General features: G+C 49.3%; 25 protein-coding genes, 1 tRNA gene and 1 pseudogene. 11 read left to right on the top strand and 16 right to left on the bottom strand.

Annotated elements, in window-relative coordinates; genetic code table 11:
* Positions 1-13: 13 nt before the first annotated feature.
* From ccmC to ccmH, 6 genes are read left to right on the top strand one after another with little or no spacing between them, the layout of a single operon-like run.
* A complete protein-coding gene (gene ccmC, locus EA14781_RS04540; RefSeq protein ID WP_002461755.1) occupies positions 14-751 on the top strand; it encodes a heme exporter protein CcmC in 738 nt (245 codons plus the stop codon).
* Positions 748-957: a heme exporter protein CcmD gene (gene ccmD, locus EA14781_RS04535; protein ID WP_000186532.1), complete on the top strand. Its 210-nt coding sequence runs from the start codon at positions 748-750 to the stop codon at positions 955-957. The genes ccmC and ccmD overlap by 4 nt, the downstream gene beginning before the upstream one ends.
* Entirely contained in the window at positions 954-1,433 is a 480-nt protein-coding gene (gene ccmE / locus EA14781_RS04530) for a cytochrome c maturation protein CcmE (protein ID WP_001026416.1), read from the top strand. Before ccmD ends, ccmE begins: the two co-directional genes overlap by 4 nt.
* Positions 1,430-3,373: a cytochrome c-type biogenesis heme lyase CcmF gene (ccmF, locus tag EA14781_RS04525; RefSeq protein ID WP_000982469.1), complete on the top strand. Its 1,944-nt coding sequence runs from the start codon at positions 1,430-1,432 to the stop codon at positions 3,371-3,373. Before ccmE ends, ccmF begins: the two co-directional genes overlap by 4 nt.
* On the top strand, positions 3,370-3,927 hold the full coding sequence (gene dsbE, locus EA14781_RS04520; protein ID WP_000824458.1) for a thiol:disulfide interchange protein DsbE: 558 nt from the start codon (positions 3,370-3,372) through the stop codon (positions 3,925-3,927). Before ccmF ends, dsbE begins: the two co-directional genes overlap by 4 nt.
* Positions 3,924-4,976, top strand: coding sequence for a cytochrome c-type biogenesis thiol:disulfide oxidoreductase CcmH (ccmH, locus tag EA14781_RS04515; protein WP_001211600.1), 1,053 nt, complete (start codon positions 3,924-3,926; stop codon positions 4,974-4,976). Before dsbE ends, ccmH begins: the two co-directional genes overlap by 4 nt.
* Before the next feature lie 212 nt (positions 4,977-5,188).
* On the opposite strand, the gene narP is transcribed toward ccmH, so the two are convergent.
* Positions 5,189-5,836 (bottom strand): nitrate/nitrite response regulator protein NarP, encoded by a 648-nt coding sequence (gene narP, locus EA14781_RS04510; protein ID WP_002461759.1) that lies wholly within the window; start codon positions 5,834-5,836, stop codon positions 5,189-5,191.
* Between the two features lie 318 nt (positions 5,837-6,154).
* Here narP and EA14781_RS04500 point away from each other — a divergent pair, with 318 nt between their 5' ends.
* The gene (locus EA14781_RS04500; RefSeq protein ID WP_001187766.1) at positions 6,155-8,743 is read left to right on the top strand and encodes an autotransporter outer membrane beta-barrel domain-containing protein; all 2,589 of its coding nucleotides are present in this window, start codon (positions 6,155-6,157) and stop codon (positions 8,741-8,743) included.
* Between the two features lie 1,388 nt (positions 8,744-10,131).
* Here EA14781_RS04500 and EA14781_RS04490 read toward each other — a convergent pair.
* The 13 genes and pseudogenes from EA14781_RS04490 to EA14781_RS04430 form a co-directional block, all read right to left on the bottom strand.
* Entirely contained in the window at positions 10,132-10,410 is a 279-nt protein-coding gene (locus EA14781_RS04490; RefSeq protein ID WP_024164758.1) for a PerC family transcriptional regulator, read from the bottom strand.
* 2 nt (positions 10,411-10,412) lie between these two features.
* The gene (locus EA14781_RS04485) at positions 10,413-10,949 is read right to left on the bottom strand and encodes a ProQ/FINO family protein (RefSeq protein WP_000209995.1); all 537 of its coding nucleotides are present in this window, start codon (positions 10,947-10,949) and stop codon (positions 10,413-10,415) included.
* Between the two features lie 35 nt (positions 10,950-10,984).
* Positions 10,985-11,410, bottom strand: coding sequence for a single-stranded DNA-binding protein (locus EA14781_RS04480; protein ID WP_000126711.1), 426 nt, complete (start codon positions 11,408-11,410; stop codon positions 10,985-10,987).
* Between the two features lie 236 nt (positions 11,411-11,646).
* A complete protein-coding gene (locus EA14781_RS04475) occupies positions 11,647-13,782 on the bottom strand; it encodes a DUF927 domain-containing protein (RefSeq protein WP_000817020.1) in 2,136 nt (711 codons plus the stop codon).
* A complete protein-coding gene (locus EA14781_RS04470; RefSeq protein ID WP_000644969.1) occupies positions 13,779-14,066 on the bottom strand; it encodes a DUF4222 domain-containing protein in 288 nt (95 codons plus the stop codon). Before EA14781_RS04470 ends, EA14781_RS04475 begins: the two co-directional genes overlap by 4 nt.
* Positions 14,067-14,105: 39 nt before the next feature.
* A complete protein-coding gene (locus EA14781_RS04465) occupies positions 14,106-14,291 on the bottom strand; it encodes a hypothetical protein (RefSeq protein WP_000919328.1) in 186 nt (61 codons plus the stop codon).
* Positions 14,284-14,472, bottom strand: coding sequence for a host cell division inhibitor Icd-like protein (locus tag EA14781_RS24120; RefSeq protein WP_001384686.1), 189 nt, complete (start codon positions 14,470-14,472; stop codon positions 14,284-14,286). The genes EA14781_RS04465 and EA14781_RS24120 overlap by 8 nt, the downstream gene beginning before the upstream one ends.
* A gap of 50 nt (positions 14,473-14,522) precedes the next feature.
* Positions 14,523-14,744 (bottom strand): annotated as a pseudogene (locus tag EA14781_RS25605) (ash family protein); the annotation flags it as partial.
* Positions 14,745-15,117: 373 nt separating this feature from the next.
* Positions 15,118-15,309, bottom strand: coding sequence for a helix-turn-helix transcriptional regulator (locus EA14781_RS04450; RefSeq protein WP_001201666.1), 192 nt, complete (start codon positions 15,307-15,309; stop codon positions 15,118-15,120).
* A 327-nt stretch (positions 15,310-15,636) separates the two neighbouring features.
* Positions 15,637-16,881: an integrase domain-containing protein gene (locus EA14781_RS04445; RefSeq protein ID WP_000101297.1), complete on the bottom strand. Its 1,245-nt coding sequence runs from the start codon at positions 16,879-16,881 to the stop codon at positions 15,637-15,639.
* Positions 16,882-17,087: 206 nt separating this feature from the next.
* Positions 17,088-17,164, bottom strand: a tRNA-Pro gene (locus tag EA14781_RS04440).
* Between the two features lie 74 nt (positions 17,165-17,238).
* Positions 17,239-18,999, bottom strand: coding sequence for an LPS biosynthesis-modulating metalloenzyme YejM (gene yejM / locus EA14781_RS04435; RefSeq protein WP_000256175.1), 1,761 nt, complete (start codon positions 18,997-18,999; stop codon positions 17,239-17,241).
* Between the two features lie 19 nt (positions 19,000-19,018).
* Positions 19,019-19,246, bottom strand: a complete 228-nt coding sequence (locus tag EA14781_RS04430; RefSeq protein ID WP_001135667.1) for a YejL family protein — start codon at positions 19,244-19,246, stop codon at positions 19,019-19,021.
* Positions 19,247-19,427: 181 nt separating this feature from the next.
* Here EA14781_RS04430 and yejK point away from each other — a divergent pair, with 181 nt between their 5' ends.
* From yejK to EA14781_RS04410, 4 genes are all read left to right on the top strand, one after another.
* Positions 19,428-20,435 carry a nucleoid-associated protein YejK gene (gene yejK / locus EA14781_RS04425; protein WP_000050800.1) on the top strand — a complete coding sequence of 336 codons (1,008 nt, stop codon included), beginning with the start codon at positions 19,428-19,430 and terminating at the stop codon, positions 20,433-20,435.
* A 378-nt stretch (positions 20,436-20,813) separates the two neighbouring features.
* Entirely contained in the window at positions 20,814-21,398 is a 585-nt protein-coding gene (locus EA14781_RS04420; RefSeq protein WP_000434494.1) for a NapC/NirT family cytochrome c, read from the top strand.
* 92 nt (positions 21,399-21,490) lie between these two features.
* Positions 21,491-23,131, top strand: a complete 1,641-nt coding sequence (locus tag EA14781_RS04415) for an FAD-dependent oxidoreductase (RefSeq protein WP_241955830.1) — start codon at positions 21,491-21,493, stop codon at positions 23,129-23,131.
* Entirely contained in the window at positions 23,128-23,538 is a 411-nt protein-coding gene (locus EA14781_RS04410) for a cytochrome c3 family protein (protein ID WP_000040566.1), read from the top strand. The genes EA14781_RS04415 and EA14781_RS04410 overlap by 4 nt, the downstream gene beginning before the upstream one ends.
* Before the next feature lie 76 nt (positions 23,539-23,614).
* On the opposite strand, the gene rplY is transcribed toward EA14781_RS04410, so the two are convergent.
* Positions 23,615-23,899 (bottom strand): 50S ribosomal protein L25, encoded by a 285-nt coding sequence (gene rplY, locus EA14781_RS04405; RefSeq protein WP_000494195.1) that lies wholly within the window; start codon positions 23,897-23,899, stop codon positions 23,615-23,617.
* 124 nt (positions 23,900-24,023) lie between these two features.
* Positions 24,024-25,784 carry a DNA repair helicase RadD gene (radD, locus tag EA14781_RS04400; protein WP_000578100.1) on the bottom strand — a complete coding sequence of 587 codons (1,761 nt, stop codon included), beginning with the start codon at positions 25,782-25,784 and terminating at the stop codon, positions 24,024-24,026.
* Positions 25,785-25,822: the final 38 nt, after the last annotated feature.

The following is a 25,822-nucleotide window of genomic DNA, read 5'->3' as shown; positions in this document are numbered from 1 at the left end:
TGGTATCGGAACTATGTGGAAAACACTACATCAACTGGCGATCCCACCACGGCTGTATCAAATCTGTGGCTGGTTTATACCGTGGCTGGCAATCGCCAGTGTGGTTGTGCTTACCGTCGGCTGGATCTGGGGATTCGGCTTCGCTCCCGCTGATTATCAACAGGGAAATAGTTATCGCATTATCTATCTGCATGTACCTGCGGCGATGTGGTCGATGGGGATTTATGCGTCGATGGCGGTGGCGGCGTTTATCGGTCTTGTCTGGCAGATGAAAATGGCCAATCTGGCGGTGGCGGCGATGGCGCCAGTTGGTGCGGTGTTTACCTTTATTGCGTTGGTTACCGGCTCTGCGTGGGGAAAACCGATGTGGGGTACCTGGTGGGTATGGGACGCGCGTCTGACTTCTGAACTGGTGTTGCTGTTTCTTTACGTGGGAGTGATTGCCCTGTGGCACGCCTTTGACGATCGCCGTCTGGCGGGGCGTGCGGCGGGTATTCTGGTGCTGATTGGCGTGGTGAACCTGCCGATAATTCATTATTCCGTGGAGTGGTGGAACACCCTGCATCAGGGATCAACGCGGATGCAGCAAAGCATCGATCCGGCAATGCGTTCTCCGCTGCGCTGGTCGATTTTTGGCGTCCTGTTGCTGTCTGTTACGCTGACGCTGATGCGGATGCGTAATTTGATTTTGCTGATGGAAAAACGCCGTCCGTGGGTGAGTGAACTGATACTGAAAAGAGGCCGTAAATGACCCCTGCATTTGCTTCCTGGAATGATTTTTTCGCAATGGGCGGTTACGCCTTTTTTGTCTGGCTGGCGGTGGCGATGACCGTTATTCCGCTGGCGGTTTTAGTGGTGCACTCGGTGATGCAGCATCGCGCAATTTTACGTGGCGTGGCGCAACAGCGGGCGCGTGAGGCGCGTTTACGTGCTGCGCAACAGCAGGAGGCTGCATGAATATTCGCCGTAAAAACCGTTTGTGGATTGCCTGCGCCGTGCTGGCGGGGCTGGCGCTGACCATCGGTCTGGTGCTGTATGCGTTGCGCTCTAATATCGATCTCTTTTATACGCCGGGTGAAATTCTCTACGGTAAACGTGAAACCCAGCAGATGCCGGAAGTTGGTCAACGTCTGCGCGTTGGCGGAATGGTAATGCCGGGTAGCGTGCAGCGCGATCCCAACTCGCTGAAAGTGACTTTCACTATTTACGACGCAGAAGGCTCGGTGGATGTCTCCTACGAAGGCATTTTGCCGGATCTGTTCCGTGAAGGGCAGGGCGTTGTGGTACAGGGCGAGCTGGAAAAAGGCAATCACATCCTCGCCAAAGAAGTGCTGGCAAAACACGATGAAAACTATACGCCGCCAGAAGTTGAGAAGGCGATGGAAGCTAACCACCGCCGCCCGGCAAGTGCTTATAAGGATCCCGCATCATGATGCCAGAAATTGGTAACGGGCTGCTGTGTCTGGCGCTAGGGATTGCGCTACTACTGTCTGTTTATCCGTTATGGGTCGTGGCGCGCGGGGATGCGCGGATGATGGCCTCGTCGCGACTGTTTGCCTGGCTGCTGTTTATGTGCGTAGCCGGCGCATTTCTGGTGCTGGTCAATGCTTTCGTGGTGAACGACTTTACCGTCACCTATGTTGCCAGCAACTCCAATACTCAGCTTCCGGTGTGGTATCGCGTGGCGGCGACATGGGGCGCGCATGAAGGCTCGCTGTTGCTGTGGGTGCTGTTGATGAGCGGCTGGACCTTTGCGGTGGCGATTTTTAGTCAGCGTATTCCGCTGGATATTGTGGCCCGCGTACTGGCGGTGATGGGAATGGTCAGCGTCGGTTTTCTGCTGTTCATTCTCTTTACCTCTAACCCGTTTTCCCGCACGCTGCCGAACTTTCCGATTGAAGGTCGCGACCTTAACCCACTGTTGCAGGATCCGGGGTTAATCTTCCATCCGCCACTGCTCTATATGGGGTATGTCGGTTTCTCCGTGGCATTTGCCTTTGCGATTGCTTCTTTGCTGAGTGGTCGTCTGGACAGCACTTACGCACGTTTTTCTCGCCCGTGGACGCTGGCGGCGTGGATTTTCCTGACGCTCGGCATTGTACTTGGTTCCGCATGGGCCTATTACGAACTCGGCTGGGGCGGCTGGTGGTTCTGGGATCCGGTTGAAAACGCCTCGTTTATGCCGTGGCTGGTTGGGACTGCGCTGATGCACTCACTGGCTGTTACTGAACAGCGCGCCAGTTTTAAAGCATGGACGCTATTACTTGCTATTTGTGCTTTCTCACTGTGTTTGCTGGGGACTTTCCTCGTGCGTTCCGGCGTGCTGGTGTCGGTACATGCGTTTGCCTCGGATCCGGCGCGCGGTATGTTTATCCTCGCCTTTATGGTGCTGGTGATTGGCGGCTCGCTGCTGCTGTTTGCCGCGCGTGGACACAAAGTGCGTTCACGGGTGAACAATGCGCTGTGGTCGCGGGAATCTCTGCTGTTAGCGAATAACGTTCTGCTGGTCGCCGCAATGCTGGTGGTATTGCTGGGCACGCTGCTCCCACTGGTGCATAAGCAACTGGGGTTGGGCAGTATCTCCATCGGTGAACCGTTCTTCAACACCATGTTTACCTGGCTGATGGTGCCGTTTGCGCTGCTGCTCGGTATTGGTCCGTTGGTGCGCTGGGGGCGCGATCGCCCGCGTAAAATCCGCAATTTATTGATTATCGCCTTCATCTCTACGCTGGTACTGTCTCTGCTGTTGCCGTGGCTGCTTGAAAGCAAAATCGTGGCGATGACGGTACTCGGCCTGGCAATGGCCTGCTGGATTGCCGTGCTGGCCATTGCGGAAGCGGCGCTACGTATTTCTCGCGGCACAAAAACGACCTTCAGTTATTGGGGAATGGTGGCGGCTCACCTGGGGCTGGCAGTGACAATTGTTGGTATTGCCTTTAGCCAGAATTACAGCGTTGAGCGTGATGTGCGCATGAAGTCTGGCGATAGCGTCGATATTCATGAATATCGCTTCACCTTCCGTGATGTCAAAGAGGTGACTGGCCCGAACTGGCGCGGTGGCGTGGCAACTATCGGCGTAGCGCGCGACGGTAAACCAGAGACGGTGCTGTATGCGGAAAAACGTTATTACAACACCGCGGGTTCAATGATGACCGAAGCGGCTATTGACGGCGGCATCACTCGTGACCTGTATGCGGCGCTTGGTGAAGAGCTGGAAAACGGCGCATGGGCTGTGCGTCTCTACTACAAACCGTTTGTTCGCTGGATTTGGGCGGGCGGGCTGATGATGGCATTAGGCGGGCTGTTGTGTTTGCTTGATCCTCGCTATCGCAAGCGCGTCAATCCGCAAAAAACTGCGCCGGAGGTTGTATGAAGCGCAAAGTATTGTTACTTCCTTTGATTATCTTCCTGGCGATTGCCGCGGCGTTGCTATGGCAACTGGCGCGTAATGCTGAAGGAGACGATCCGACTAATCTGGAATCGGCGCTTATTGGCAAGCCGGTGCCGAAATTTCGTCTCGAATCACTGGACAATCCGGGGCAGTTTTATCAGGCGGATGTGTTGACCCAGGGCAAACCAGTGCTGCTCAACGTCTGGGCAACCTGGTGTCCGACCTGCCGTGCGGAACATCAGTATCTGAATCAGCTTTCTGCGCAGGGCATCCGCGTCGTTGGCATGAACTATAAAGACGACAGGCAGAAAGCGATTGGCTGGCTGAAAGAGTTAGGTAATCCTTACGCGTTAAGCCTGTTTGATGGTGACGGTATGTTAGGGCTGGATCTGGGCGTGTATGGTGCGCCGGAAACGTTCCTTATCGACGGTAACGGCATCATTCGCTATCGCCACGCGGGCGATCTCAATCCTCGTGTCTGGGAAGAAGAGATCAAGCCGTTGTGGGAGAAATACAGTAAGGAGGCCGCACAATGAGGTTTTTATTGGGCGTGCTGATGCTGATGATCTCTGGCTCGGCGCTGGCGACTATCGATGTGTTGCAGTTTAAAGATGAAGCGCAGGAGCAGCAGTTCCGCCAGCTTACTGAAGAACTGCGTTGCCCGAAATGTCAGAACAATAGCATTGCCGATTCCAACTCGATGATTGCCACCGACCTGCGGCAGAAAGTGTACGAACTGATGCAGGAAGGCAAAAGTAAGCAAGAGATTGTCGATTATATGGTGGCGCGTTACGGTAACTTTGTTACTTACGATCCACCGTTAACGCCGCTGACCGTGCTGCTTTGGGTGCTGCCGGTGGTGGCTATCGGCATTGGCGGCTGGGTGATTTACTCCCGCTCGCGGCGGCGGGTACGCGTGGCGCCGGAAGAATTTCCTGAACAAAGCGTCCCTGAGGGCAAACGGGCAGGATTTATCATTTATCTGCCGGGAATTATCATCGCGCTGATCGTTGCTGGCGTTGGCTATTATCAGACCGGGAATTATCAGCAGGTGAAAATCTGGCAGCAGGCTACGGCGCAGGCTCCGGCCTTGCTGGACAGGGCATTGGATCCGAAAGCCGATCCGCTGAATGAAGAAGAGATGTCGCGTCTCGCTCTTGGGATGCGTACTCAACTGCAAAAAAATCCGGGAGATATCGAGGGCTGGATTATGCTTGGTCGCGTTGGAATGGCGCTGGGCAATGCCAGTATTGCGACCGATGCATACGCTAATGCGTATCGACTCGATCCCAAAAATAGTGATGCCGCACTGGGATATGCTGAAGCGTTGACACGCTCTTCTGATCCCAACGACAACCGACTGGGAGGGGAGTTGTTACGGCAACTGGTAAGAACTGACCACAGTAATATCCGCGTGCTTAGCATGTATGCGTTTAATGCCTTTGAGCAGCAGCGTTTTGGCGAAGCGGTTGCGGCATGGGAGATGATGCTGAAACTCTTGCCTGCCAACGATACTCGCCGTGTGGTGATTGAGCGCAGTATTGCGCAGGCAGTGCAGCATTTGTCGCCGCAACAAAGTAAATAAGAAGAGGCCCGATGGTGACGCCATCGGGGCCAGACTGATGACAAAGTGCGCCTTGTTTATGCCGGATGCGGCGTGAGCGTCTGATCCAGCCTACAACATCGTGCAAATCCTATATATTGCCCGAGCCACATAGGCCTGATAAGCGTAGTGCATCAGGCTGTTTTGCGTTTGTCATCAATCTCAGCCCGATAGTAAATTCATCGGGCTATTTTTTATTGCGCCCCGCGATGTTGCAGGAACAAAATGGTGGCCGCCACTCGTGAGCGAACATTGAGTTTACGCAGCAGATTACGAATGTGCACTTTCACCGTCTGTTCGGAAATATTCAACACCGAGGCAATTTGCTTATTTGACAGGCCTTGTGCCAGTTCGTGCAGAACATCCAGCTCGCGCTCTGTCAGCACGCTGAAGGGATCTTCCTCGGCGCCAAACATCTCACGTTCGTGTAAATACTGACTGACGCGTTCGCTAAAGACTTTGCTGCCTTTTGCTCCGGCACGAATCGCCTCCAGCAGCACTTCTGGATCGCTATCTTTCAACAGATAGCCGTCGGCGCCAGCGTCTATCAGCGCAAAAATATCACTTGAGGCATCGGAAACGGTCAGGATAATAATTTGCGCGGTAACGCCATCCCGGCGCAAGGCATTGAGCGTATCAAGGCCACTCATACCTTTCATATTGAGATCCAACAAGATCACGTCGATATCCAGTCGATTCGCCAGATCGATCGCGCTTGCGCCGTCGCCTGCTTCGGCGACCACCTCAAAACCAGGATCAAGCCCCAGTAATTGACGAACACCGCGTCGCATAAGTGGATGATCATCCACAATCATCACCTGAAAAGGCGTTGCTTCAGGCATAGTAGCCTCCTGAGGTTTTATTAGAATCATTATGTTTGAGCGTAGCGTTGGTAACGCTAAAAGGCGCGTAAATGTTACCTCATTTTGTGTATGGGCATGTAGTGAAAACTGTGATTTCGCACTTTGCTATTGCTCTATTTTCATTATGAATGGGGGTTTTAGCATCATATTGCCATCAAGAAAATTAACTAAAAAATCAATCACAATATCTCTGTATTTCTTTAAACAGTCTTTAAAAATGATGCCAGGTATAGATGAGTTGGTATTTTCTATACCCAATGCCCCTTATAGCCATTAATTTCAGAGGATGAAAATTCGATGCAACAATCCAGCTCGGTTGGTCTTTGTCGTTCCGTAATATCTGTTCTGGTCGCTACGGCGTTATATTCACCAATGATATCGGCATCAACAGTTGATTATGGTGAGACAGTTGATGGTGTTGTTCTGGTAAACGATATCCAGACGGTTTATGGAACCACGAATAATACGAAAATTACCGCCACCGGGGAACAGCATGTTAAAAAATATGGCGTAAGTAATAATACTGAAATTAATGGAGGATATCAGTACATTGAATCAGAGGGAGAAGTGAATAATTCCACACTGAATGATGGTTATCAAATTGTTCAAGTGGAGGGGGCAGCAAACCAAACTACCATTAATAATGGTGTGCTACAGGTTTATGGCGCTGCGAATGAGGCTGTTATTAAAGGTGGAAGCCTAATTGTAGAAAACGGTGGAATTGCTGTCTTTGCTGTTATCGAAAAGGGAGGGCTACTGGAAATTAAAGACCAGGGATATGCAATAGCGGTAAATCAGAAAGCAGGTAGTGCTATTAAAGCAACCACGAGGGCTGCAGAGGTGGAAGGCGTAAACCGTCTGGGTCAGTTCAGCATCAAGGATGGGGTTGCAAACAACGTGTTATTGGAAAATGGCGGAAGCTTGTTAGTTGAGGAAAATAATTTCGCCTATGATACCACAGTGGATAATGGCGGCGTCCTGAAAGTGATGGATGGCGGTACCGCAATAGGCATTGATAAAAAAACGGGGGGAGTCTTAACGATTTCAACTAATGTACTGGAGGCCAGTGGTAAAAATAGTAAGGGAGAATTCAGCATAAAGAATGGTGAGTCAATAAATTATGAATTGGATAATGGCTCTATGTTAATTGTTCAGCCACAAACCAAAGCATCCTATACCATCGTTGATGAATATGCCTCTATGCAAAATCTGGGAAGTGATACAGGGACGACCGTGATGAAATATGCGGTATATAATCTGGGGCGGGCTGATATCGATGGACAGACTCAATATTCTTATGACGCGAGTTCTGAGGGTATGAACATATTAGGCGGACGGGTAACTATCTGGGCTGGGACAATAAACAACGTTACAGTCAGTGATGACTCGGGAGTGCTGCAGATAATGTCTCCTCTTGAGGGTTCCGCTGCCCCGGTTTTAACAGGGACTACGAATGTTTCTAATGGCGCATTATTGGCCGTATATGCTCTTGCAGATACGGCTAACGCGACTGTTAATCTGGACCATTCAAACTTCGCTTTATACTCTGAAAACCAGCGCGCTATGTATACGCGGTTCTATTTTGCCCATCTAAATATGAGAAATTCGAATGTTATCATGATGGATGAGCCTGTTTCTCGTACGGGAGCCACTTCAGGCTCTGAGCATTATATTGATTTGACGGTGAATACATTGGCGGGTAGCGGCAATTTTTATATGCGTACTGATATGGCCACTCATCAGAGCGACCAACTTAATGTTACTGGTCAGGCAACAGGCGATTTCAAAATCTTCGTTACGGATACTGGTGCAAGTCCGGCAGCAGGAGACAGCCTTACACTGGTAACAACGGGCGGTGGTGATGCGGCATTTACGTTGGGCAATAATGGCGGCGTCGTTGATATTGGTACGTATGAATATACGTTACAAGATAATGGTAATCATAGTTGGAGTCTGGCGGAGAACCGAGCGCAAGTTACTCCTTCGGCTACTGCCGTGTTGAATATGGCGGCGGCACAACCGCTGGTATTTGACGCAGAACTGGACACGGTACGTGAACGTCTTGGTAGTGTAAAAGGGGTTAATTACGATACGGCAATGTGGAGTTCGGCAATTAATACTCGCAATAACGTAACCACCGATGCTGGAGCAGCGTTTGAGCAAACATTGACGGGATTAACATTAGGTATTGATAGTCGTTTCTCCCGTGAAGAAAGCAACACGATTCGCGGCCTGTTCTTTGGTTATTCTCATTCTGATGTTGGTTTTGATCGTGGCGGTAAAGGCAATATTGATAGCTATACGCTGGGGGCCTATGCCGGTTGGGAACATCAAAATGGTGCTTATGTCGATGGCGTTGTGAAAGTCGATCGGTTTGCTAATACCGTTCATGGCAAGATGAGTAATGGGGCAACAGCATTTGGCGATTATAATAGTAACGGCGCGGGAGCTCATGTCGAGAGCGGGTTCCGTTGGGGGAAAAATCTGTGGAATGTAAGACCATATCTGGCATTTACCGGCTTTACCACAGATGGCCAGGATTACACGTTATCAAACGGTATGCGGGCCGATGTGGGGAATACGCGCATATTGCGTGCTGAAGCAGGAACAGAGGTAAGCTATCACATGGACCTGCAAAACGGCATCGCGCTGGAGCCCTGGCTGAAAGCCGCCGCGCGTCAGGAATACGCCGATTCTAACCAGGTGAAAGTCAATGATGATGGTAAATTTAATAATGATGTGGCAGGAACCAGTGGAATTTATCAGGCTGGGATAAGGTCATCGTTTACCCCGACTTTAAGCGGTCATTTGTCTGTTAGTTATGGCAATGGCGCAGGTGTGGAATCGCCCTGGAATACGCAAGCTGGCGTGGTCTGGACGTTCTAGTGCCGAATATAAACAGGCCGCGTTTTGGCGTGGTCTGTTTTCTGAACAGATAGCAGGCATAAAAAAACCAACCTTTACGGTTGGTTTTCTTGGCACGAGAGTAGTTTAATTGAGCCTGTAACTGCATGATTTTAAAGATGTAGATTAATTGAGTTTTGAAATTGTATATCCAAACGTATAACTAAAATAATTTGCTGCAAAAATGTACAGCTTTAACCGTTATCATTTTCCTGCTATCCGCTATGAAGCTGGCTGGTGGATAAGCACGGATAACCTGACATCTACAGCCGCCTTAAAAAGCTGAACCCGACAAGCATATCGGCATCATGCCCACCAGCGTGACGCATTTTTTTAATTGCGCGGGCGTAAAAATTTGACGGGGCGGACAGTTCCATAAGTAATGGATTGCAGGAATTTCGCCCCCCCTCCTGAATGCAATTTTTCGTATATATATACAAAACCACCCGTCCCACCTGTCCCGCCTGTCCCACTAGCACCTAACAAATTGATTTTGTTAAAAATAAATTAGGTAAAGTGGGACGAGTCCAGGCTGTTTTGGGACAAGTTGGGGGGGAGGTGGGACAAGTCGAGCGAGTGAATCAAGCCGTGTTAGCGCGGTAAACCGACAGTGCCGCCGCAATTTTGCGTTGTCGGGAGGCCACCGTAACAGCCACCATACGCGCACAATCTTCGGTGGTAACGCAATCCAGACGTGCGCAACATCCCCAGATAGGAAATCATTAGCTAGCACAGCTAATTGCGCCAGAATCGATTACAGCGCGTTTCTGTGGCATTCAAGAACGGCTATCACTAGCGTATTGATATGTAATCCGCATATGAGTTTAAGCAACAAAATGATCCCCTTTCGAAAAAGGCACTAACCGTTTTTTCCGAAATGATCCGTTGGTGATTTTGTAACTTATTGTTTTGTAGATGTAATTTTAAATTTGGTAGGGTTATAAATAGGGGGGGGTTTTGTCAAGAATTGCAAATAATGCTCATTTGTTGTTCTTTATTTGTTTGTTTTCTGTTCGTTAATGGGGGATCATTTTGCACTTTTTGGGGGATCATTTCGGATGGGGTGGGGCTGGCAACACGCCAGCACCCTCGATGCGTTTGTGTTTAGCAGTACTCCCAGTCTGTGGCTAGTAGGCTCTCAGGAGATAGCGTAACGCTATCCTCTGTGACGGGATTCAACGCAATCAAATCGTTTCCGCGCCGTTCGAGAAAGACGATGTACGGAAGATGCCAGGCACTGCGGCGAGCTGGCACGCGTCGGCCTGGCTGCAACTTGTCGAGAATATCCACCAGCGAAACGTTCATGTGATTCAAAAAACTCCTGAAACGCTCTACAACTCAATAACACAAAAAATAATGCAGAACTGCCACTATAAAACCTTGTCTGTCTGGTAGTTCCGCCAGACAGATTTTGCGATTTCTATCCCCATATCCGCCTGTGTGCGGTGTGCTGCCTCTCTCAAGCCCCCGAAATTATCCAGCATGACGGGCGAACGTGCTGCCTTGTGGATACATTCCGCGCGACGCTTTACTGCCTGTTCGCGCTCCTTATCGGTATTCACCTGTTGCATGACCTCAGCCCATCGGGCCGCCGCTCTCCGGTACAGGCCTTTAGCCTCCAGATCTTCCGCTTTGCTGTCGTGAATCATACTCATACGCCAGCTTGCTCCTTGTTCGACTTACGTTTGCGCTTCTCTTTCAGTGCCATCAGTCGTGCTTCCGCGTCCTGCTGTTCCTGTTGTGTCACCTCGCCGCATGGCTGGCTATTCAGATCGTAACGCACGCCACCAGCCATTAAGGCACGGTAATAACGCGGAGAATGAGCATAAGATGCTAGCGCCGCACGTAATGCCCCTGACCCAAAAGCCAGCGCCCTGACGGCAATATCCTGTATCAGGTCTTCAAATATCCCTACCTTAAGCGGCTTCGGTGATTCCAGGCTGAATAATTCAGGCCATAGTTCAATAAGACGGTTAACGCGCCTGCGGTTTTTGCCTTGGCGTTTGGTCATATGCCGCCACGGTGTCGCCCCTGTGGGCTTCTGTTTGCGGCTCTGCTGTGCGTTCTGATTGCCGGGTATCACTTTATGCGCTGATGTGGTTTTATCCTGCTGCTGTGTCGTCTGTGTCTTTTTCTGTGGTATGCCGTAAATGCCTTTCGGTTTTCTGCTAATAGTCAGTGTAGTCATTATTTGTTAACCTCTGTTAGTGAATCCACTGGCAGTTAAAATGGTATTTCGTCCTCATACGGGTCATCCTGCTGGCCCGTCTGCTGCTTTGTCCTGTTCAGTGCGTCAGTAGCCTGCCCTTGCTGTCCTTTCCTGCCTCCTGGTCGCACGGTTCGCGCACTGATTACGCTGTCTGCGATGACCTGCCAGCCCTGCCGCATTTCCCCGTTCTGGTCTGTCCACTGGCTTATCTGCATGTTACCCACCACGCTCACCAGTTCGCCTTTCTGGTGTTTTGCCAGTGCATCGGCCTGTCTGCCAAACGCCAGGACGGATAACCACATCGTCGCTGTTCCGTCATATGCCTGACTGCACGGAAGGGGAACAGCCATACTCACCAGCGCCATTGGTGTTCCCTTGCTGGTGGTTTTTAACTGCGGGTCAGCCACCAGCCGCCCGTAAGCTGATATTTGTGCCGTCATATTGTCTGCTCTCCGGTTTTAAATGTTGGTTGGATTTTTAATGTCCACCAGCCAGGCAAAAAATAACGCCTGCTGACTTGTCCCAAAATGCTCCTAACTTGTCCCAAAATCACCTTAACTTGTCCCGCTCTTGTCCCACTTTTTCTGATATTACCCAATATAATTCAGTATGTTATGTGTGTTTCTCACAGGTTGGGACAGGTGGGACAAGAGTCTTTAAACCTACACGCGAGAGATTAACCACCTTCATCATCATGATCCTGTGCAAGTAAAAGGCCGTACACCCTTAGTCGTGCCCCCTTCATGTGCTTAAGACGTGGTGTTCTGATTTGCCATCCTTCCCCGCTGGCTGGCTTTTTCAGCATTCCGGCTTCGTGAAGGGCTCTTGCTACGGCATCCTTGTTAAATCCCTTCGCCACATGCGATTTAAATGGCTCCGGCAGGACGTAAAACAAAACAGGCTCACCGTAACGCCCCTCGCTTTCCCTGTAGCCGTACAGTTCTGAAATCGGCAGGCTTGCAGGGTCATAATTGACAGGCGCAAACCTGCTCATGCCGTAGGCAGTAAGAAATGCCTCTGCCTGTTCAATAATCTGCCTGTGTTCCTTGTTACCCGTGCCGAACTCCTTCACCCAGGCATTAAAGTTATGCTGAATGGCATCACAGCACGTCTGAACATTCCAGCCCGTAACATGACCGGACAGCACAAGCGCGGCCTCCAGTATGGCGAATCGTTCCCCTACGCGATGAACCTGTTCGCCGTAGCTCTCCGGTATTAGGTTGCGCCACCGTTCACGGCACGCCCTTACCGTGTCCTTAGCCTCCTGCTGGTGGGCTGCCAGCCATTTAATCCATTCACGACCCGCCGCCCCGTGGTTTTCTGTCCAGGCGGCTTTTAACGCGTCTGCGTGCGCCTTTCCTGTGCTGTATTCGTGAAACTGCGTAGACTTCTCCATCGGCACGTTAAGCAACCTGACAAGCTGCCCCGCCTTGACTTTTATCCCCTCACTTTTGAGGAATGTTTCAACGTCCATTTCTCCGGTACTGATCGCCACCGTTCGCCAGTGTTTTATCTCCCTGTTGCCGCCGTCCTTCGCCCCCTGTAATTTCCCCGAACCGTTAAACAGCGTATAAGCCGATGTGGACACCTCCCGCGCGTTTCCGGCCTGGCCTATTTCATCCAGGGGTAACAGCCCGTCGTTGTGTGCCTCTGCCTCGTTGGCGATACCTAACGCCGTTCCGTACCAAGTCAGCCGTTGCGCGTCCGGCTCTCCCCATAAACTTGATGCGATGTTCTGTGTGGTGGTTTTCCCTGCCGATGATTGTTCGAAAAGATGTACCCCGAAGCCGTCAGCGCCCACCAGCCCGATTAATGGTGCTGATAACGATACCGCCACACCCAGCATCATGGACGGATTACCACCAGCCAGTCGCGCCACTGTATCGCGCCAGCCCTCTGTCGTTCCTGCTACGGAATAACCATTAACGGCAGCCGTTTTTCCGGTAAACAGGATCGGTTTTTCAGACTCACCAATGACTGAACCGTCCGGCATGATGTACGCGCCAAAATGCCACCCCGTTGTTGTGCTTAACTGCCATTCCTCATGGTTTCCGCTTAACTGCATCCAGTCAGCCAGGATAGCCCTGTATTTGCCGTTGGTTGTCACATTGAGTCCGTGATCTTTCAGCAGCCGCCAGCCGTCACGGTCGCCAATGCCACCGCACGGGATCGCCATTGTGATGACTTCATGATTTGCTAATTTTTTCCAGCGCATCACGCGGTAATGCTCTTTACCGATCGTTCCCGTTCCCAGTAGTTCAAGCGGGGAACATAACCACGCCTCAGGCCGGATAATTTCGCCTGACTGTTTGTCAACTTTGGGCGTTACCCAGAAAACACCATCGGCGCGACTTTCAACGCGGGGTTTTAATTCATCATCGCCCTGGCTTTCTGTGATTTTTTTCTTTAAGGGCAACACCAGACTTTCCCCGCGCTCGTATTCGTCTTTGAGGCGAGGCAACTGGTCGGATAAATCCGCCGGGCTGGTGTCAGTTATCCCCGCATATTCGTATACGGTCTTCACGCCAGCCACAGCCAGCAATGTGACGATCTGTGTAAGGCTACGTTCAGTGATGTGCCCTGCGCGGTAAACACGCACACACTGACGGCTATCATCAATAATCTGATAACCGGTAATATCTTTCAGGTGTTCATCTGACAGAACGACAGGCGGCACATTGTCGGCGGCAATATGCTTACCTGCCCATTCCTGCCACTCTTTCGCATGGCTCCACGCATCACTACCCGCAAAAATGATAACCTCCGTCATTTTGTCGGCTGGCTGGTGCTTTAAGTTCGGTGCGCGTTTCATTTCTTGCCCCCAGTAACCAGCATTTCGCGGATTTTGCGGATATATCTTGCTGCACGGTTCTGATTTACGGTTTCACGATGATCCACCAGCGTAAAATCACGCTGGAACTGATAAACAGGCATCACGCAGTCATATTCGTATCCTTCACGGCGGTAGATCATGCGTCGTTCACTCACGCCCTTAATCATTACCGTGCTGCCGTATTTATCGCGGTAAATATCGCCGTGCATGAATTCAGGACGAGTTTTACCGCTGGCAGTAAAGCCAGAATTTTTTGCTTTCATTTATCGAATTACGTTTTTGTTAAAGCTGTATTAATGAGATTAATGAACTGTCGCCACTTCAATTACGGCACGGATCATCACCTGCGTGAACCCACAGCCGATTAACTCTTCTTTCAATATTGCGATAGCTGCATTAACGCTGGTGGCGTTCACGTTTTGCTGATTATCAATAACGTGGCCTTGATGATTTACAGCGCGTGCGGTTATCTGAAATCGCTTAAGCATGCCTCACCCCCTGACGAATACGGGCAGCGAATACAGCAACACAGCCGGACGGGCAACAGTTACGCGCTTCTCGTTCGGTTGATGCCTCGACGTGAACAACACGGGAATCAGTCGGATTAAAGATGACAAAGCGCCAGATAAATGTGTTTTGAGAATGTTCGAGGGTAGGGGTAGTAGCCATTTGGCAGCCTCCTGTAACGTTGGGATATACCCACCGCCGGAGGTGGTAAGCTCGCTGGCGGTGGACTGTACAGGGTTACCACAACTGGTGTTACAGGAAACCAGCCTGACCGAAGTCAGCCCCATACAGCCCACCATTGATAAGGCGTGCGCGTGCGCCGATACAAAAAAAGACGCCTGGCGCGTCTGTATCGCCTGTAACTCCAGCGGGGTGGTAATCCCGACACCCGTTTTATGAGGTGCGCAGGGAGTATATCCCGTTTTCTTGCTCATGTGGTCGGATGTGTTGATGGTATGTCCACCATACAAATTACATTGCCCACCAGCCGTAAATATGGCATTGTTGGCGATGTATTCAAGTTTAATACATGTCCTCTGGCGGCCCTCTGCGGTCGCCTTTGTTTTATTTGTAACAAGCATATTTCTTTTGTCGTTTAAGCTATGCGATTGTACGTTTCCGTTTAAAACGGAAGTGCGATTAGTTCAATTGATTCTTTCGTAAGGTTTGAACTGAATAATAACATCAGCCATATTTTTTATGGTTGAACGAAAACCTGCCCCTGTTTGGGCATTTTTGCCAGTATTCATAATGTTCTCTCTTAATTGTCTTGTTGCTTGATAGTAATCAGGCGAGCGTTAATCACACTTACGCTTCACGAGTTTCCCTCTCACGTTCTTTCAACCAGGCGAGTACCTCATCTTCATACCAGCCAATGCGACGCAGCCCGATACGGAATCCTTTGGGGAACCCGCCTTTGTTAACCATCTCCGTTAGGGTCGAATCAGATTTAATGCGTAGCAAGGCCTTTACCTCTGGTCTTAAAAGAATAGCCCTCATCTTATTTCTCCTCTAGACAGCAAAATATCACTTTTTGAATGGAAATGACGGTAACATGTGAAAGTATAGAAAAAAGAATACAAAATCATAAAAAAATAAGTCAAGAGCCATTTAGCAAAAACTATTTATTTTTCTTCTGACTTTAAATAATGGGTATTCTAACTTTAAATAATGAGTCTTCTGAGTTTAAATAATGGGCGTTAGAGAGCTAAATGTATTTTTCTAACATAAAACTAAGCGGTTTAAATTGGCTCCAAATTGGCTCCAAATTGGCTCCAAATTGGCTCCTGGTTGGTGTCAATTAGGAACCAATAATTTTTAAATATTTTATTTTATTCCGCGTAATCCCCTGTGCCCGCTGGCGATGGTTATTCCGGTTGCAGCAGATTCCACAAAATCACCCCACCAGCACATTAACACTTTACGTTTTTCTAGGTAGTTGCTTCGGTTGTATGCCCGTCTAACTTCGTTCGTGTCCACGTGTGCGAGTGCGGCCTCGATTACGTCCGGCTCGAATCCTTCTTCGTTCGCCGCTGTGCTGAATATGGCGCGTAGTCCATGAGATACCAGCACACCAGCGTAACCCATTCGCCGTAATGCTGCGTTTGCTGTCTGGCTGCTCATTGGTTTCACTGGATTTTTAAGACTTGGGAAAACATGCTCCCTTCGTGCGCTAATCGGCTTCATGGCTTCAAGCACTGCCATCGCCTGAGCGCAAAGGGGGATCACATGATCACGGCGCATCTTCATGCGTCCGGCTGGTATCGTCCAGGTTGCCGCCTCAAGGTTGATTTCTTCCCACCGTGCGGCGGAGGCTTCGGCTGGGCGGGTTGCAGTTAACAACTGCCACTCAATCAACAATTTGGTCTGTCGTTCTATGCTGGCAATCGTTAAATCGTTCATAAGTTGCGGTAGCTGTTCTGGTCGAATAGTTGGCATGTGCTTTTTGGTCGGGGTGGGGAATGCCTTTCGAACATTGGCGGCGGTATTGATGTCAATTATCCCGCTGTTGGCGGCGTAGTCCATAACCTCGTTTATTCGCTGCAAAACGCGCTTTAGCGTTTCCAGATTGCCACGTGCCTTGATGGGCGTGAGTATCTCAACAAAGCGGCGAGCGGTGAGAGTATCTATCGGTGTGTTTCCGATATACGGGAATACATATTTCTCTAGCGAGCGCCAGATGTCCTTGATCGTATTGTGGGCGAGATTCTGGTTTTTTTTCATTTCGTACCACGATGCGGCCACATTTTCGAACGTGTTGCCCTGTCGTCGAGCCTCTGCTTCGCGTTTTTGCCGTTCGTATTCCTGCGGGTCGGTTCCTGCCGCAATTAACGTCCTGTACTCGCTACGGCGCTTTCTGGCATCAGCTAGGGAGACTTCATCAAGCGATCCCAAACTAATGATTGTTCGTTTTTTATTCGATGGGCGATAGTAATTGAATCGCCATAGTTTCGAACCAGACGGCTTAACAACGAGAAAAAGCCCGCCGCCATCCTGTAAGGTGTATTCTTTTTCCGCTGGTTTAGCTGCTTTGAGCTGTGTGGTGGTGAGTGGGGTTGCCTTTCTTGCCATACGTTTTTGAATCCACGGGAAAAAACAGGTTCTAGTTATACGGATTTAGCTATGCGCCAGCCCGTATAACTAAACATATAACTAAAAAAAACGTCTGAAAACTACTGTTAACGTCGAATAACGATGATTAAAAACAATAAAAAAACCCGCCATTCAATGAATTAGCGGGCTTTTTTCATAAAAACGATGATTAACTATGGTAGATTTGGTCGGCACGAGAGGATTTGAACCTCCGACCCCCGACACCCCATGACGGTGCGCTACCAGGCTGCGCTACGTGCCGACTTGTGGGTGCTAATACTACCGCTTTCTACACCGATTGCAAGTAAGATATTTTGCTAACTGATTTATAATTAATCAGTTAGCGATAAATCGTTTCTCATCCGTCAGCACTTGCAATAACAAACTTAACTGTGGTTTTTCGTCTTTCACCCGTTCACCACGTAAATTATAAGTGCGGTATTTACCGTTATTATTCAGTACCAGCGTCATTTTTGGTGTGGTAATTGCCAGCGTATCGTTATCCGCAGCGGTTACCCAGTAATGACGGCGTTCAGGATTGAACAAGTCCTGACCTTGTGAGTACTCGCTGGCAGGCGTACTGACGTGCAGCAGTCGCTGCATCAGCGTGGTCATCAGATCGGTATGATCGGTCAGTGTATTGATACGCTGTGCCGGCGTACCTGGCCAGTGAATGACTAATGGTACCTGGAGATGACCGTGGGACCAGTCGAAAGTGTCTTCTTCCGGGGACAGCGGAATCCCCCGACCTGCAGTGATTATCACCACCGTATTGTCCAGCTTGCCTGACTCTCGCAGCGCATTAAGCACACGGTTAATCTGGTCGTCAACGTTACCTGCTGCACGACTATATTTCTGTGCAAATGCTTGCTGATTGCTGTCGTCAATATTGGTGCCATTGAACGAAACCCACGAGAACCAGCGATTATCTTCTTGCGCGTAACGACCCAGCCAGTTGATCCACTGTGTGGCGGTCTGTTCATCAGATTGTGTCTGCACGCTCGGCATTGAGAAGTCTGATAACAATGCCTGGCGATACAGAGGGCTGGTAAAGCCATCCGATGAGAATAACCCAAGCTGATAGCCTTGCTGGTTAAGCGCGGTAATCAACGCTGCAGGCGTACGAGTCGACAGAATGCCGTCCATATAGCTTGGCGAGATGCCATAGAACAGGCCAAAGATGCCGTTATCCGTGGTGTTGCCGGAACTCATATGGCGCGTGAATGTGATATTTTGTCCGGCAAAATTCGACAGCGCAGGCATTTGCTTCTCAAAACGTGAGTAATTCAGACCATCGACAGTGATCAGCAATACATTTTGCCCAGTGCCCATGTCGCGGTAGCGCAGTTCGCTCAACGGATACTGAACCGAAACCGCATCGGGATTGCCTTGTTCAATTAGCCGACGTTGGTATTCCTGCGCATCAAGCAGACCATGTTTCTCAAGGAAACGTCGTGCCGTCATAGGATACGACAGCGGCAAGTTGGCGCGCTGCATAGTAATAGGACGATAGAAGTTGGCATCGGCCCAGATATAAACGATATGTGAGGCGATAAATGCGACAAATAAGAAGGCCGCCAGCGGTCTGGCAAAGTGCCGACGACGTGTCAGGCTGCGCAGTTTTTGCCAGCTCCACGTCGCAAAGACCAGTTCAATCAATAAAATAATGGGCACGCTGATAAACATCAGCTGCCAGTCACGCGCCATCTCATTTTCGTCAGGGTTGATGACCAGTTGCCAGACGATGGGATTAAGATGGAGGTGGAAACGGGTAAAGACTTCGCTGTCAATCAGTAACAGCGTCATCCCCGCAGTAGCCAGAATGACGGACAAAAACCTCATCAGCCTCTGGGAGCCGACGATAAAGGTTAGAGGGAACAGGATCAGCAAGTAAGTGGCGAACACCAAAAAGCTGAAGTGGCCGATAATGCTTACGTAGGAATAAATACGGCCCGCAAGCGTTGTCGGCCAGTCGGCGATAAACAGGTAACGGCTGCCAATAACGAGTGAGAGCAGAATATTGAACAGTGCAAACCAGTGCCCCCAACTAACCATTTGGGAGACTTTTTCACGGTAGCGCTGGCGATGAGTTACCATAACCTGTTATCTGTTTCCCTTAGTGCGCTTTGTCTTCGTTGATAGAGGACTGTAAGGCGCGGGCAAAAGAGTTGGCAATTGCCTGGCGTTGAGCCGGGGCAATGCTGGTGTTGATAAGGTTAGTGACCATGTTGCCTAACACCATCAGGGAAAGGTCGGTCGGAGCCTTATGTTTTTCCAGTACGTTGAGCAGCTCTGCGAGCAATTGTTCAACCTGTTCATCACTGTAGCGGGAAATTTGCGGCATAAATCTAAATCAGTTAGTTGATGAAAGGGCAACATATTACCGTAGCACCAGTTTTTTTTCCGCTTTTTTATGCTTTAAATCATTCTCGTTACGCGACCTTCTGTAAAATGAGCGCCAACTTTTATTGCGTCGCTTTACCGGTGGTGGTTGAATACCGCCCGGTCTTAAAGGAGAGTTTATCATGAGTCTGGATATCAACCAGATTGCTCTGCACCAGCTTATCAAGCGTGATGAGCAGAACCTTGAGCTGGTGTTGCGCGATTCATTGTTGGAACCGACGGAAACCGTCGTTGAGATGGTGGCAGAGCTGCATCGGGTCTATAGCGCCAAGAACAAAGCCTATGGCTTGTTCAGCGAAGAGAGTGAACTGGCGCAGACGTTGCGTTTGCAGCGTCAGGGCAAAGAAGACTTTCTGGCATTTAGCCGGGCGGCAACCGGGCGTCTGCGCGACGAATTAGCAAAATACCCCTTCGCTGATGGCGGATTCGTGCTGTTTTGTCATTATAGCTATCTGGCAGTGGAGTATCTGCTGGTGGCGGTACTGAGCAACCTGAGCAGTATGCGCGTTAACGAAAATCTCGATATCAACCCAACTCATTATCTTGATATCAACCATGCGGATATCGTTGCGCGTATTGATTTAACTGAGTGGGAAACCAATCCAGAATCGACTCGTTATCTGACTTTCCTGAAAGGGCGAGTGGGGCGTAAAGTGGCCGATTTCTTTATGGATTTTCTCGGCGCCAGCGAAGGGTTGAATGCGAAAGCGCAAAACCGTGGCTTGTTACAAGCCGTGGATGATTTCACTGCTGAAGCGCAGCTGGATAAAGCAGAACGGCAGAACGTTCGCCAGCAGGTTTATAGCTACTGTAATGAGCAATTGCAGGCGGGTGAAGAGATCGAGCTGGAGTCGCTGTCGAAAGAACTGGCGGGCGTCAGTGAAGTGAGTTTCACGGAATTTGCGGCTGAAAAAGGGTATGAACTGGAAGAAAGCTTCCCGGCAGACCGTAGCACGCTGCGTCAGTTGACTAAGTTTGCTGGTAGCGGCGGTGGTTTAACCATCAACTTTGATGCGATGCTGTTAGGTGAACGCATCTTCTGGGATCCGGCGACCGATACGTTGACCATTAAAGGCACGCCGCCGAATTTGCGTGATCAATTGCAGCGCCGGACTTCTGGCGGAAACTAAATCCACTGCTTTCACGTTTCTCAATGGAGAGACCGTAGCGGGGAAATTATAATAATCGTCAATCAGTGAGTTGAATGGCTTGCTGATTGGCTTTTCATTCTAATATATTGTTTGTGTTATTAAACCAACTGATATCGTAAATACCTTTCGCTTACACTATTTTTTCTATAAGACACCCGTCTGATTTCAATTTCCGACATTTTTGTGAACTGTAACACTGGAAATGTCACTCTATTTATTTATATTGATTTTGTTGAGTGTCATACATATATATTTATTTTTGTATGTAAAATGCGAATACATTTTGAATATCAATATTATTGTCGTTGTATTTGAATTGCTTTATTAATCATATGAATGATTTTAAGGATTAACCGCATGGAGCAAGAAAATCCTGAAGGTGAAAACGGCTGTCGGCCAAAAAAAGCTTTCTCTTTAACCCGAAAGCTAATGGTATGTTTGATTTTTGTTTTTATTATTCTTGGTGGCTGTTTATTTGTTGGCATAAATACAGTTATTCACAACACCAGCACGGATAGTTTTTGTCTGAGCTGTCATGAAATGAAAGATAACATCGTCACTGACAGCTTTCAAAAATCTATTCATGGCAGTAATCGTACCGGTGTGAAGGTGGCTTGCGCTGATTGCCACATCCCTGATGAGTTTGTTCCTAAGATGATCAGAAAAGCCCATGCGATTAAAGAGGTTTGGGGCCATATGACAGGCGTAATTGATACACCTGAAAAATTTGAGTCACACCGTGGCGAAATGGCAAAAGCTGAATGGGCAAGAATGAGAGAAAATAATGCCCAGGAGTGTAGAAACTGTCACGATATTTCAAAACTACAGAAAAAGTTTATGGCGCCATTTCATGAAGCTTCTCTTAAAGAGGGGAAAACCTGTATTGATTGCCATGCCGGTATTGCACATAAATTGCCTGCTGTTTCGGTTGCGGCTCACTAGTTATGAATAAGTAACGTAATGGGTTTCTGGTTTCGTATAAAAATAAGAAGGGTTTCATTTTGTTTTTAATTTTCACATAAAAGGACCGCGTTATGAGGAAACTACACAGAGGTTTCTTATTAGCTGGGATATTAACGGCGCTTTCGGTAAGCGCATATGCTGACAGAAATATGAATAAGATCCCGCATATCAATCTGTCAAATCCATCCGTTGAACCCGTGAGTGAGAAGGTCATACAAACAGATATTGTGGTAATCGGTGGCGGGCTTTCCGGTATGTCTGCAGGACTGACTGCGGTACAGGGAGGCGCTAAAGTTGTTATTTTCGAAAAATTGCCCAGTCTTGGTGGGGCAGGTGTTTACCCTGAAGGTAGTTTAGGCATTGGCACTTTGATGCAGAAAAAAGAGGGGAAAGGCGCCACGCTGAATCAGGCCTTTGGTAAAGCGATCGATTTCCACCACTGGCGAGCCAATGCCAGTGCTTTGCACGCTTTAATGAAAAACTCAGGTGAAACCATCGACTGGGTTGCCAGCAATGGTGTCGAATTCACTACGCTAAAAACCACCATTTACCCTCAGTCAGATTCATTATGGACCTGGCATATGTATAAGCATAACGGCGCATCCGTGACCAAAAGCTTTTACAAGAAGATCCTTGATGGCGGTGGTCAAATCTATACCGAAACTCCTGTTAAGAAGATTATTCGCGATAAACAAAGCGGCGAAGTGGTTGGCGTTGAAGCGGTTAACAGTGTTACGGGCGAAAAAATTATTGCTGATGGTAAAGGCGTTATTGTGGCAACCGGTGGTTTTGCCAATAACCGTGACATGATTGAAAAATACATCACCGACGTGAATCAGAAAAACATGGTTCCAGTAAAACTACGTGGACCACTGATTGATGGACGCGAAGGTGATGGTATTAAAATGGGTCAGGAAATTGGCGCTGACACTGCTGGAATGCAAACCATTGCCGGTAACAGCCCGTATGTCGATCAAGATCCTCCTATTCGCCAGTTTAATGGCGCGGACTATCAAAAACAGGCCAGAACATCGTTAAGCCAGCCGTTCCTGTGGATCAACAGACAAGGTGAACGTTTCTTCGATGAGTCACTGGGTTCCAGTTTTACTCTCGTATACAACGCTATCACCATGAACGGTGGGGTTATGTACTCTATCTGGGATGACGCGATGCGCCAGAAGATGGTTAACGAAGGGCCCGTAACACCGTTTAATGCCATTGTTTTACCCGGGCAGCCGATGAAGGCGCTGGATCAGGCCATTGAGATTGGCATGAAAGAAGGATGGCTGTTTAAAGGCGAAACGCTGGATGATCTGGCGAAACAGATCAACGTTCCGGCTGATAATTTGAAAGCCACAATTGCCAAAGTGAACAAGTATACCGATGACGGTTTCGATCCTGACTGGGGACGCAAGAAAGAGCATTTGTTTAAATTCCAGGACAAAGGGCCGTATTACGCCGTGAAAGGGATTCGGGCTTATTTTCTGACGCTGGGTGGTTTGAAAATGAACAGCGATCTGCAGGTCTATGATACCAATGAGAAGATCATCCCTGGTCTGTATGTTGTCGGGCAAGATATGGGCGGACTGTATGACAGTTCTTATGATTTGGTGTTAGAAGGTTCGGCATCTGGCTTCGCTTTAACGTCAGGACGTATGGCCGCGAAGCACATCATTAGCACCAGAATGCAGACACAAGGAGGTGGCAAATGAGCAAATTATTGAAGAGCGTTGTCACAGCCATTCTGGCTTGTGTACTGTGTAGTTTTATCGGCATGGCTTCTGTCAGCGCTCAGGAAATTGTCGGCATGAAGATGCATAAAACGATAGGGCTTGAGTGCAATAACTGTCATGTCGATGATATCAATGCCAACAAGAATATGACGCCGACGTGTGTCAGTTGCCATGCTCCTGGCGAGCGTTATTATCATGGTAAGAAAGATGCTGAGGGCAATCCAGTATTGAAAGAGTATCCAGAATCGGGTAAGACGCGTGTCGCATCATTCCATGATTCTCATGGCGGGGAAATTCGCTGCACGGTATGCCATACTTCGCATGAAAAGGAACCGCAACCGCTATATTGCAACAACTGTCACCAGTTTGATGTAAAGATTAAGTAGTTACTGGTTTTTGTTCGTCGATAAAAAAGAAAACGGCCCGTAAAGGCCGTTTTCTTTTGTCTGACTTATTCAGCGATTAAGCGCGAACGAAGTCGATGTGCAGCAGCTTCGGTTTGTACGGGTGACGCTGTACATCCTGAGCTTTAACTTTGATTTCTTTACCGTCAACAACGATGGTCAGAACTTCGCTGTAGAATTCAGCTTTAACTTGCATGTTCATGACTTTGTCGTGACCCAGAGCAACAGCCAGCGGAGCTTCGTTGCCACCGTAGATGATTGCCGGGAATTTGTTAGCGGTACGCAGGCGGCGGCTCGCACCCTTACCCTGCTCTTTACGTACTTCTGCGTTGATAGTAAACATTTCTTTCTCTCTTAAATTAATCCTGCTACAGGCGACCCAGCAACAGGCAAGTGATCTGCTTTGCGTATGCAAAAGCGGGCGAGATTCTATACTCAATCGCCTTTCACATCAATCAAAACTACCTTTAACCGCGTAATTCATGCGCCCGGCGATAACGACCTTCATAATCGAACACTTTTTCACGTACCTGCCAGTATTGGCCTTTCATTCGTGCGACGACGAAATCTGGATGGCGCAGCAACGCTTGTTGGGCGAGGATATCGGCAGCGGTGATCCAGCGCAGAGGAATGCCGGGCGTACGGGTATGCGGGCGGATAAATAGTTGCTCGAAAGCTGTGCGCTGGGCGGGCTTTTGTAGACGGAAGCGCTCACTCACGTTGGCGCCGTCTTCATCGTAATAGGTTATTTTCAGCCATTCGCCTTTCTCGTCATGACCGTGTTGCATCGTCATTCCGCTACAACGCAGCACCAGAGCGTCTTTCAGACGTAGCGCTGCTTTTAACATATCATCCGGGTCCACCAATACCGTGTCGCACTCGCGGCAGCGGCGGGCGGCAATGTCATTTTTTGCGTTACATTGCGGACAATTTTTAAAACGGAAACGGAAGTCACACTGTTCGCGATGGCCATCGTCATCTTCAAACCATCCCTGACAGCGGCGACCAAAGTGTTCAATTAACGTGCCGTCGGCGGTGGTTTTTCCCCAGAAAGTGTTGGCGAAACCACAGGCTGGGCAGAAAACCTGCACCGGAACGTTGTCACTTTTGCCTTTTGGTGTACCGACTTCCGGCGCATAGAGGTCATGAGGATTACCCGCATAATCAAGAATTAAACAATCTGTTTTACCGGGCGCCAGGCGCAGGCCGCGACCAACAATTTGTTGGTAAAGACTCACTGATTCGGTGGGACGCAGAATCGCAATAAGATCGACGTGCGGCGCGTCAAATCCGGTGGTGAGTACTGCAACGTTGACCAGATAACGAAAACGTTGGGCTTTAAAATCTTCAATTAATACGTCACGTTCAGCGCCGGGCGTGTCACCGGTAATGAGTGCAGCATCCTCGGCGGGGAGCAAACCGACAATCTCTTTTGCGTGTTCAACCGTCGCGGCGAAAATCATCACCCCTTTGCGCGTTGCGGCGAACTCCATAATCTGGCTGATAATGTGTGGTGTAATACGTTGTTGTTTTTTCAACTCGCGGTTGAGATCGGCTTCGCTGAACAGCCCGTTACTCTGTGCCTGCAGGCGACTGAAATCGTACTGCACGACCGGCATATCCAGTCGTTCTGGCGGCGTCAGATAGCCGTGTTTAATCATATAGCGCAGCGGCAGTTCATAAATGCAGTCACGGAAAAGGGCCTTCTCGTCGCCGCGTACCATGCCGTGATAATGGAACTGATAGATCCAGCCTTTACCCAGGCGAAAGGGCGTGGCAGTCAGCCCCAGCAAGCGTAAGTGGGGGGTTACTTTCGTCAGGTGAGTGAGGATTTGCTGATACTGGCTCTCTTCGTCGTCGCCTATACGGTGGCACTCATCGACAATCAACAGCGAAAATTCCCCCTGAAAGGCGTCAAGATTGCGCGCGACCGATTGCACGCTGCCGAACACTACTTTACCGTGGCTCTCTTTGCGCTTCAGTCCGGCAGCAAAAATATCAGCTTTCAGCCCCAGCGCCTGATACTTTGCATGGTTTTGCGCCACCAGTTCTTTAACGTGCGCTAACACCAGCACGCGACCACGCGCCAGCCGCGCCAGTTCCGCTATCACCAGACTTTTACCTGCGCCAGTGGGCAGTACGATAACGGCAGGGGTTTTATGGCGACGAAAATGGTTGAGCGTGGCATCCACGGCTTCTTGCTGGTATGGACGGAGTGTAAAAATCATGGTCTCGCGTAGGTAGATTATTCTGCTAATAGTATGCC

It is taken from the genome of Escherichia albertii NBRC 107761 = DSM 17582, from assembly GCF_000759775.1.
Lineage (GTDB): Bacteria > Pseudomonadota > Gammaproteobacteria > Enterobacterales > Enterobacteriaceae > Escherichia > Escherichia albertii.
This window is presented reverse-complemented; position numbering and strand designations above follow the sequence as displayed.

Coding starts and splice junctions, on each gene's coding strand:
- ccmC (WP_002461755.1), top strand. CDS start 14: ATGTGGAAAACACTACATCAACTGGCGATCCCACCACGGCTGTATCAA.
- ccmD (WP_000186532.1), top strand. CDS start 748: ATGACCCCTGCATTTGCTTCCTGGAATGATTTTTTCGCAATGGGCGGT.
- ccmE (WP_001026416.1), top strand. CDS start 954: ATGAATATTCGCCGTAAAAACCGTTTGTGGATTGCCTGCGCCGTGCTG.
- ccmF (WP_000982469.1), top strand. CDS start 1,430: ATGATGCCAGAAATTGGTAACGGGCTGCTGTGTCTGGCGCTAGGGATT.
- dsbE (WP_000824458.1), top strand. CDS start 3,370: ATGAAGCGCAAAGTATTGTTACTTCCTTTGATTATCTTCCTGGCGATT.
- ccmH (WP_001211600.1), top strand. CDS start 3,924: ATGAGGTTTTTATTGGGCGTGCTGATGCTGATGATCTCTGGCTCGGCG.
- narP (WP_002461759.1), bottom strand. CDS start 5,836: ATGCCTGAAGCAACGCCTTTTCAGGTGATGATTGTGGATGATCATCCA.
- EA14781_RS04500 (WP_001187766.1), top strand. CDS start 6,155: ATGCAACAATCCAGCTCGGTTGGTCTTTGTCGTTCCGTAATATCTGTT.
- EA14781_RS04490 (WP_024164758.1), bottom strand. CDS start 10,410: ATGATTCACGACAGCAAAGCGGAAGATCTGGAGGCTAAAGGCCTGTAC.
- EA14781_RS04485 (WP_000209995.1), bottom strand. CDS start 10,949: ATGACTACACTGACTATTAGCAGAAAACCGAAAGGCATTTACGGCATA.
- EA14781_RS04480 (WP_000126711.1), bottom strand. CDS start 11,410: ATGACGGCACAAATATCAGCTTACGGGCGGCTGGTGGCTGACCCGCAG.
- EA14781_RS04475 (WP_000817020.1), bottom strand. CDS start 13,782: ATGAAACGCGCACCGAACTTAAAGCACCAGCCAGCCGACAAAATGACG.
- EA14781_RS04470 (WP_000644969.1), bottom strand. CDS start 14,066: ATGAAAGCAAAAAATTCTGGCTTTACTGCCAGCGGTAAAACTCGTCCT.
- EA14781_RS04465 (WP_000919328.1), bottom strand. CDS start 14,291: ATGCTTAAGCGATTTCAGATAACCGCACGCGCTGTAAATCATCAAGGC.
- EA14781_RS24120 (WP_001384686.1), bottom strand. CDS start 14,472: ATGGCTACTACCCCTACCCTCGAACATTCTCAAAACACATTTATCTGG.
- EA14781_RS04450 (WP_001201666.1), bottom strand. CDS start 15,309: ATGAGGGCTATTCTTTTAAGACCAGAGGTAAAGGCCTTGCTACGCATT.
- EA14781_RS04445 (WP_000101297.1), bottom strand. CDS start 16,881: ATGGCAAGAAAGGCAACCCCACTCACCACCACACAGCTCAAAGCAGCT.
- yejM (WP_000256175.1), bottom strand. CDS start 18,999: ATGGTAACTCATCGCCAGCGCTACCGTGAAAAAGTCTCCCAAATGGTT.
- EA14781_RS04430 (WP_001135667.1), bottom strand. CDS start 19,246: ATGCCGCAAATTTCCCGCTACAGTGATGAACAGGTTGAACAATTGCTC.
- yejK (WP_000050800.1), top strand. CDS start 19,428: ATGAGTCTGGATATCAACCAGATTGCTCTGCACCAGCTTATCAAGCGT.
- EA14781_RS04420 (WP_000434494.1), top strand. CDS start 20,814: ATGGAGCAAGAAAATCCTGAAGGTGAAAACGGCTGTCGGCCAAAAAAA.
- EA14781_RS04415 (WP_241955830.1), top strand. CDS start 21,491: ATGAGGAAACTACACAGAGGTTTCTTATTAGCTGGGATATTAACGGCG.
- EA14781_RS04410 (WP_000040566.1), top strand. CDS start 23,128: ATGAGCAAATTATTGAAGAGCGTTGTCACAGCCATTCTGGCTTGTGTA.
- rplY (WP_000494195.1), bottom strand. CDS start 23,899: ATGTTTACTATCAACGCAGAAGTACGTAAAGAGCAGGGTAAGGGTGCG.
- radD (WP_000578100.1), bottom strand. CDS start 25,784: ATGATTTTTACACTCCGTCCATACCAGCAAGAAGCCGTGGATGCCACG.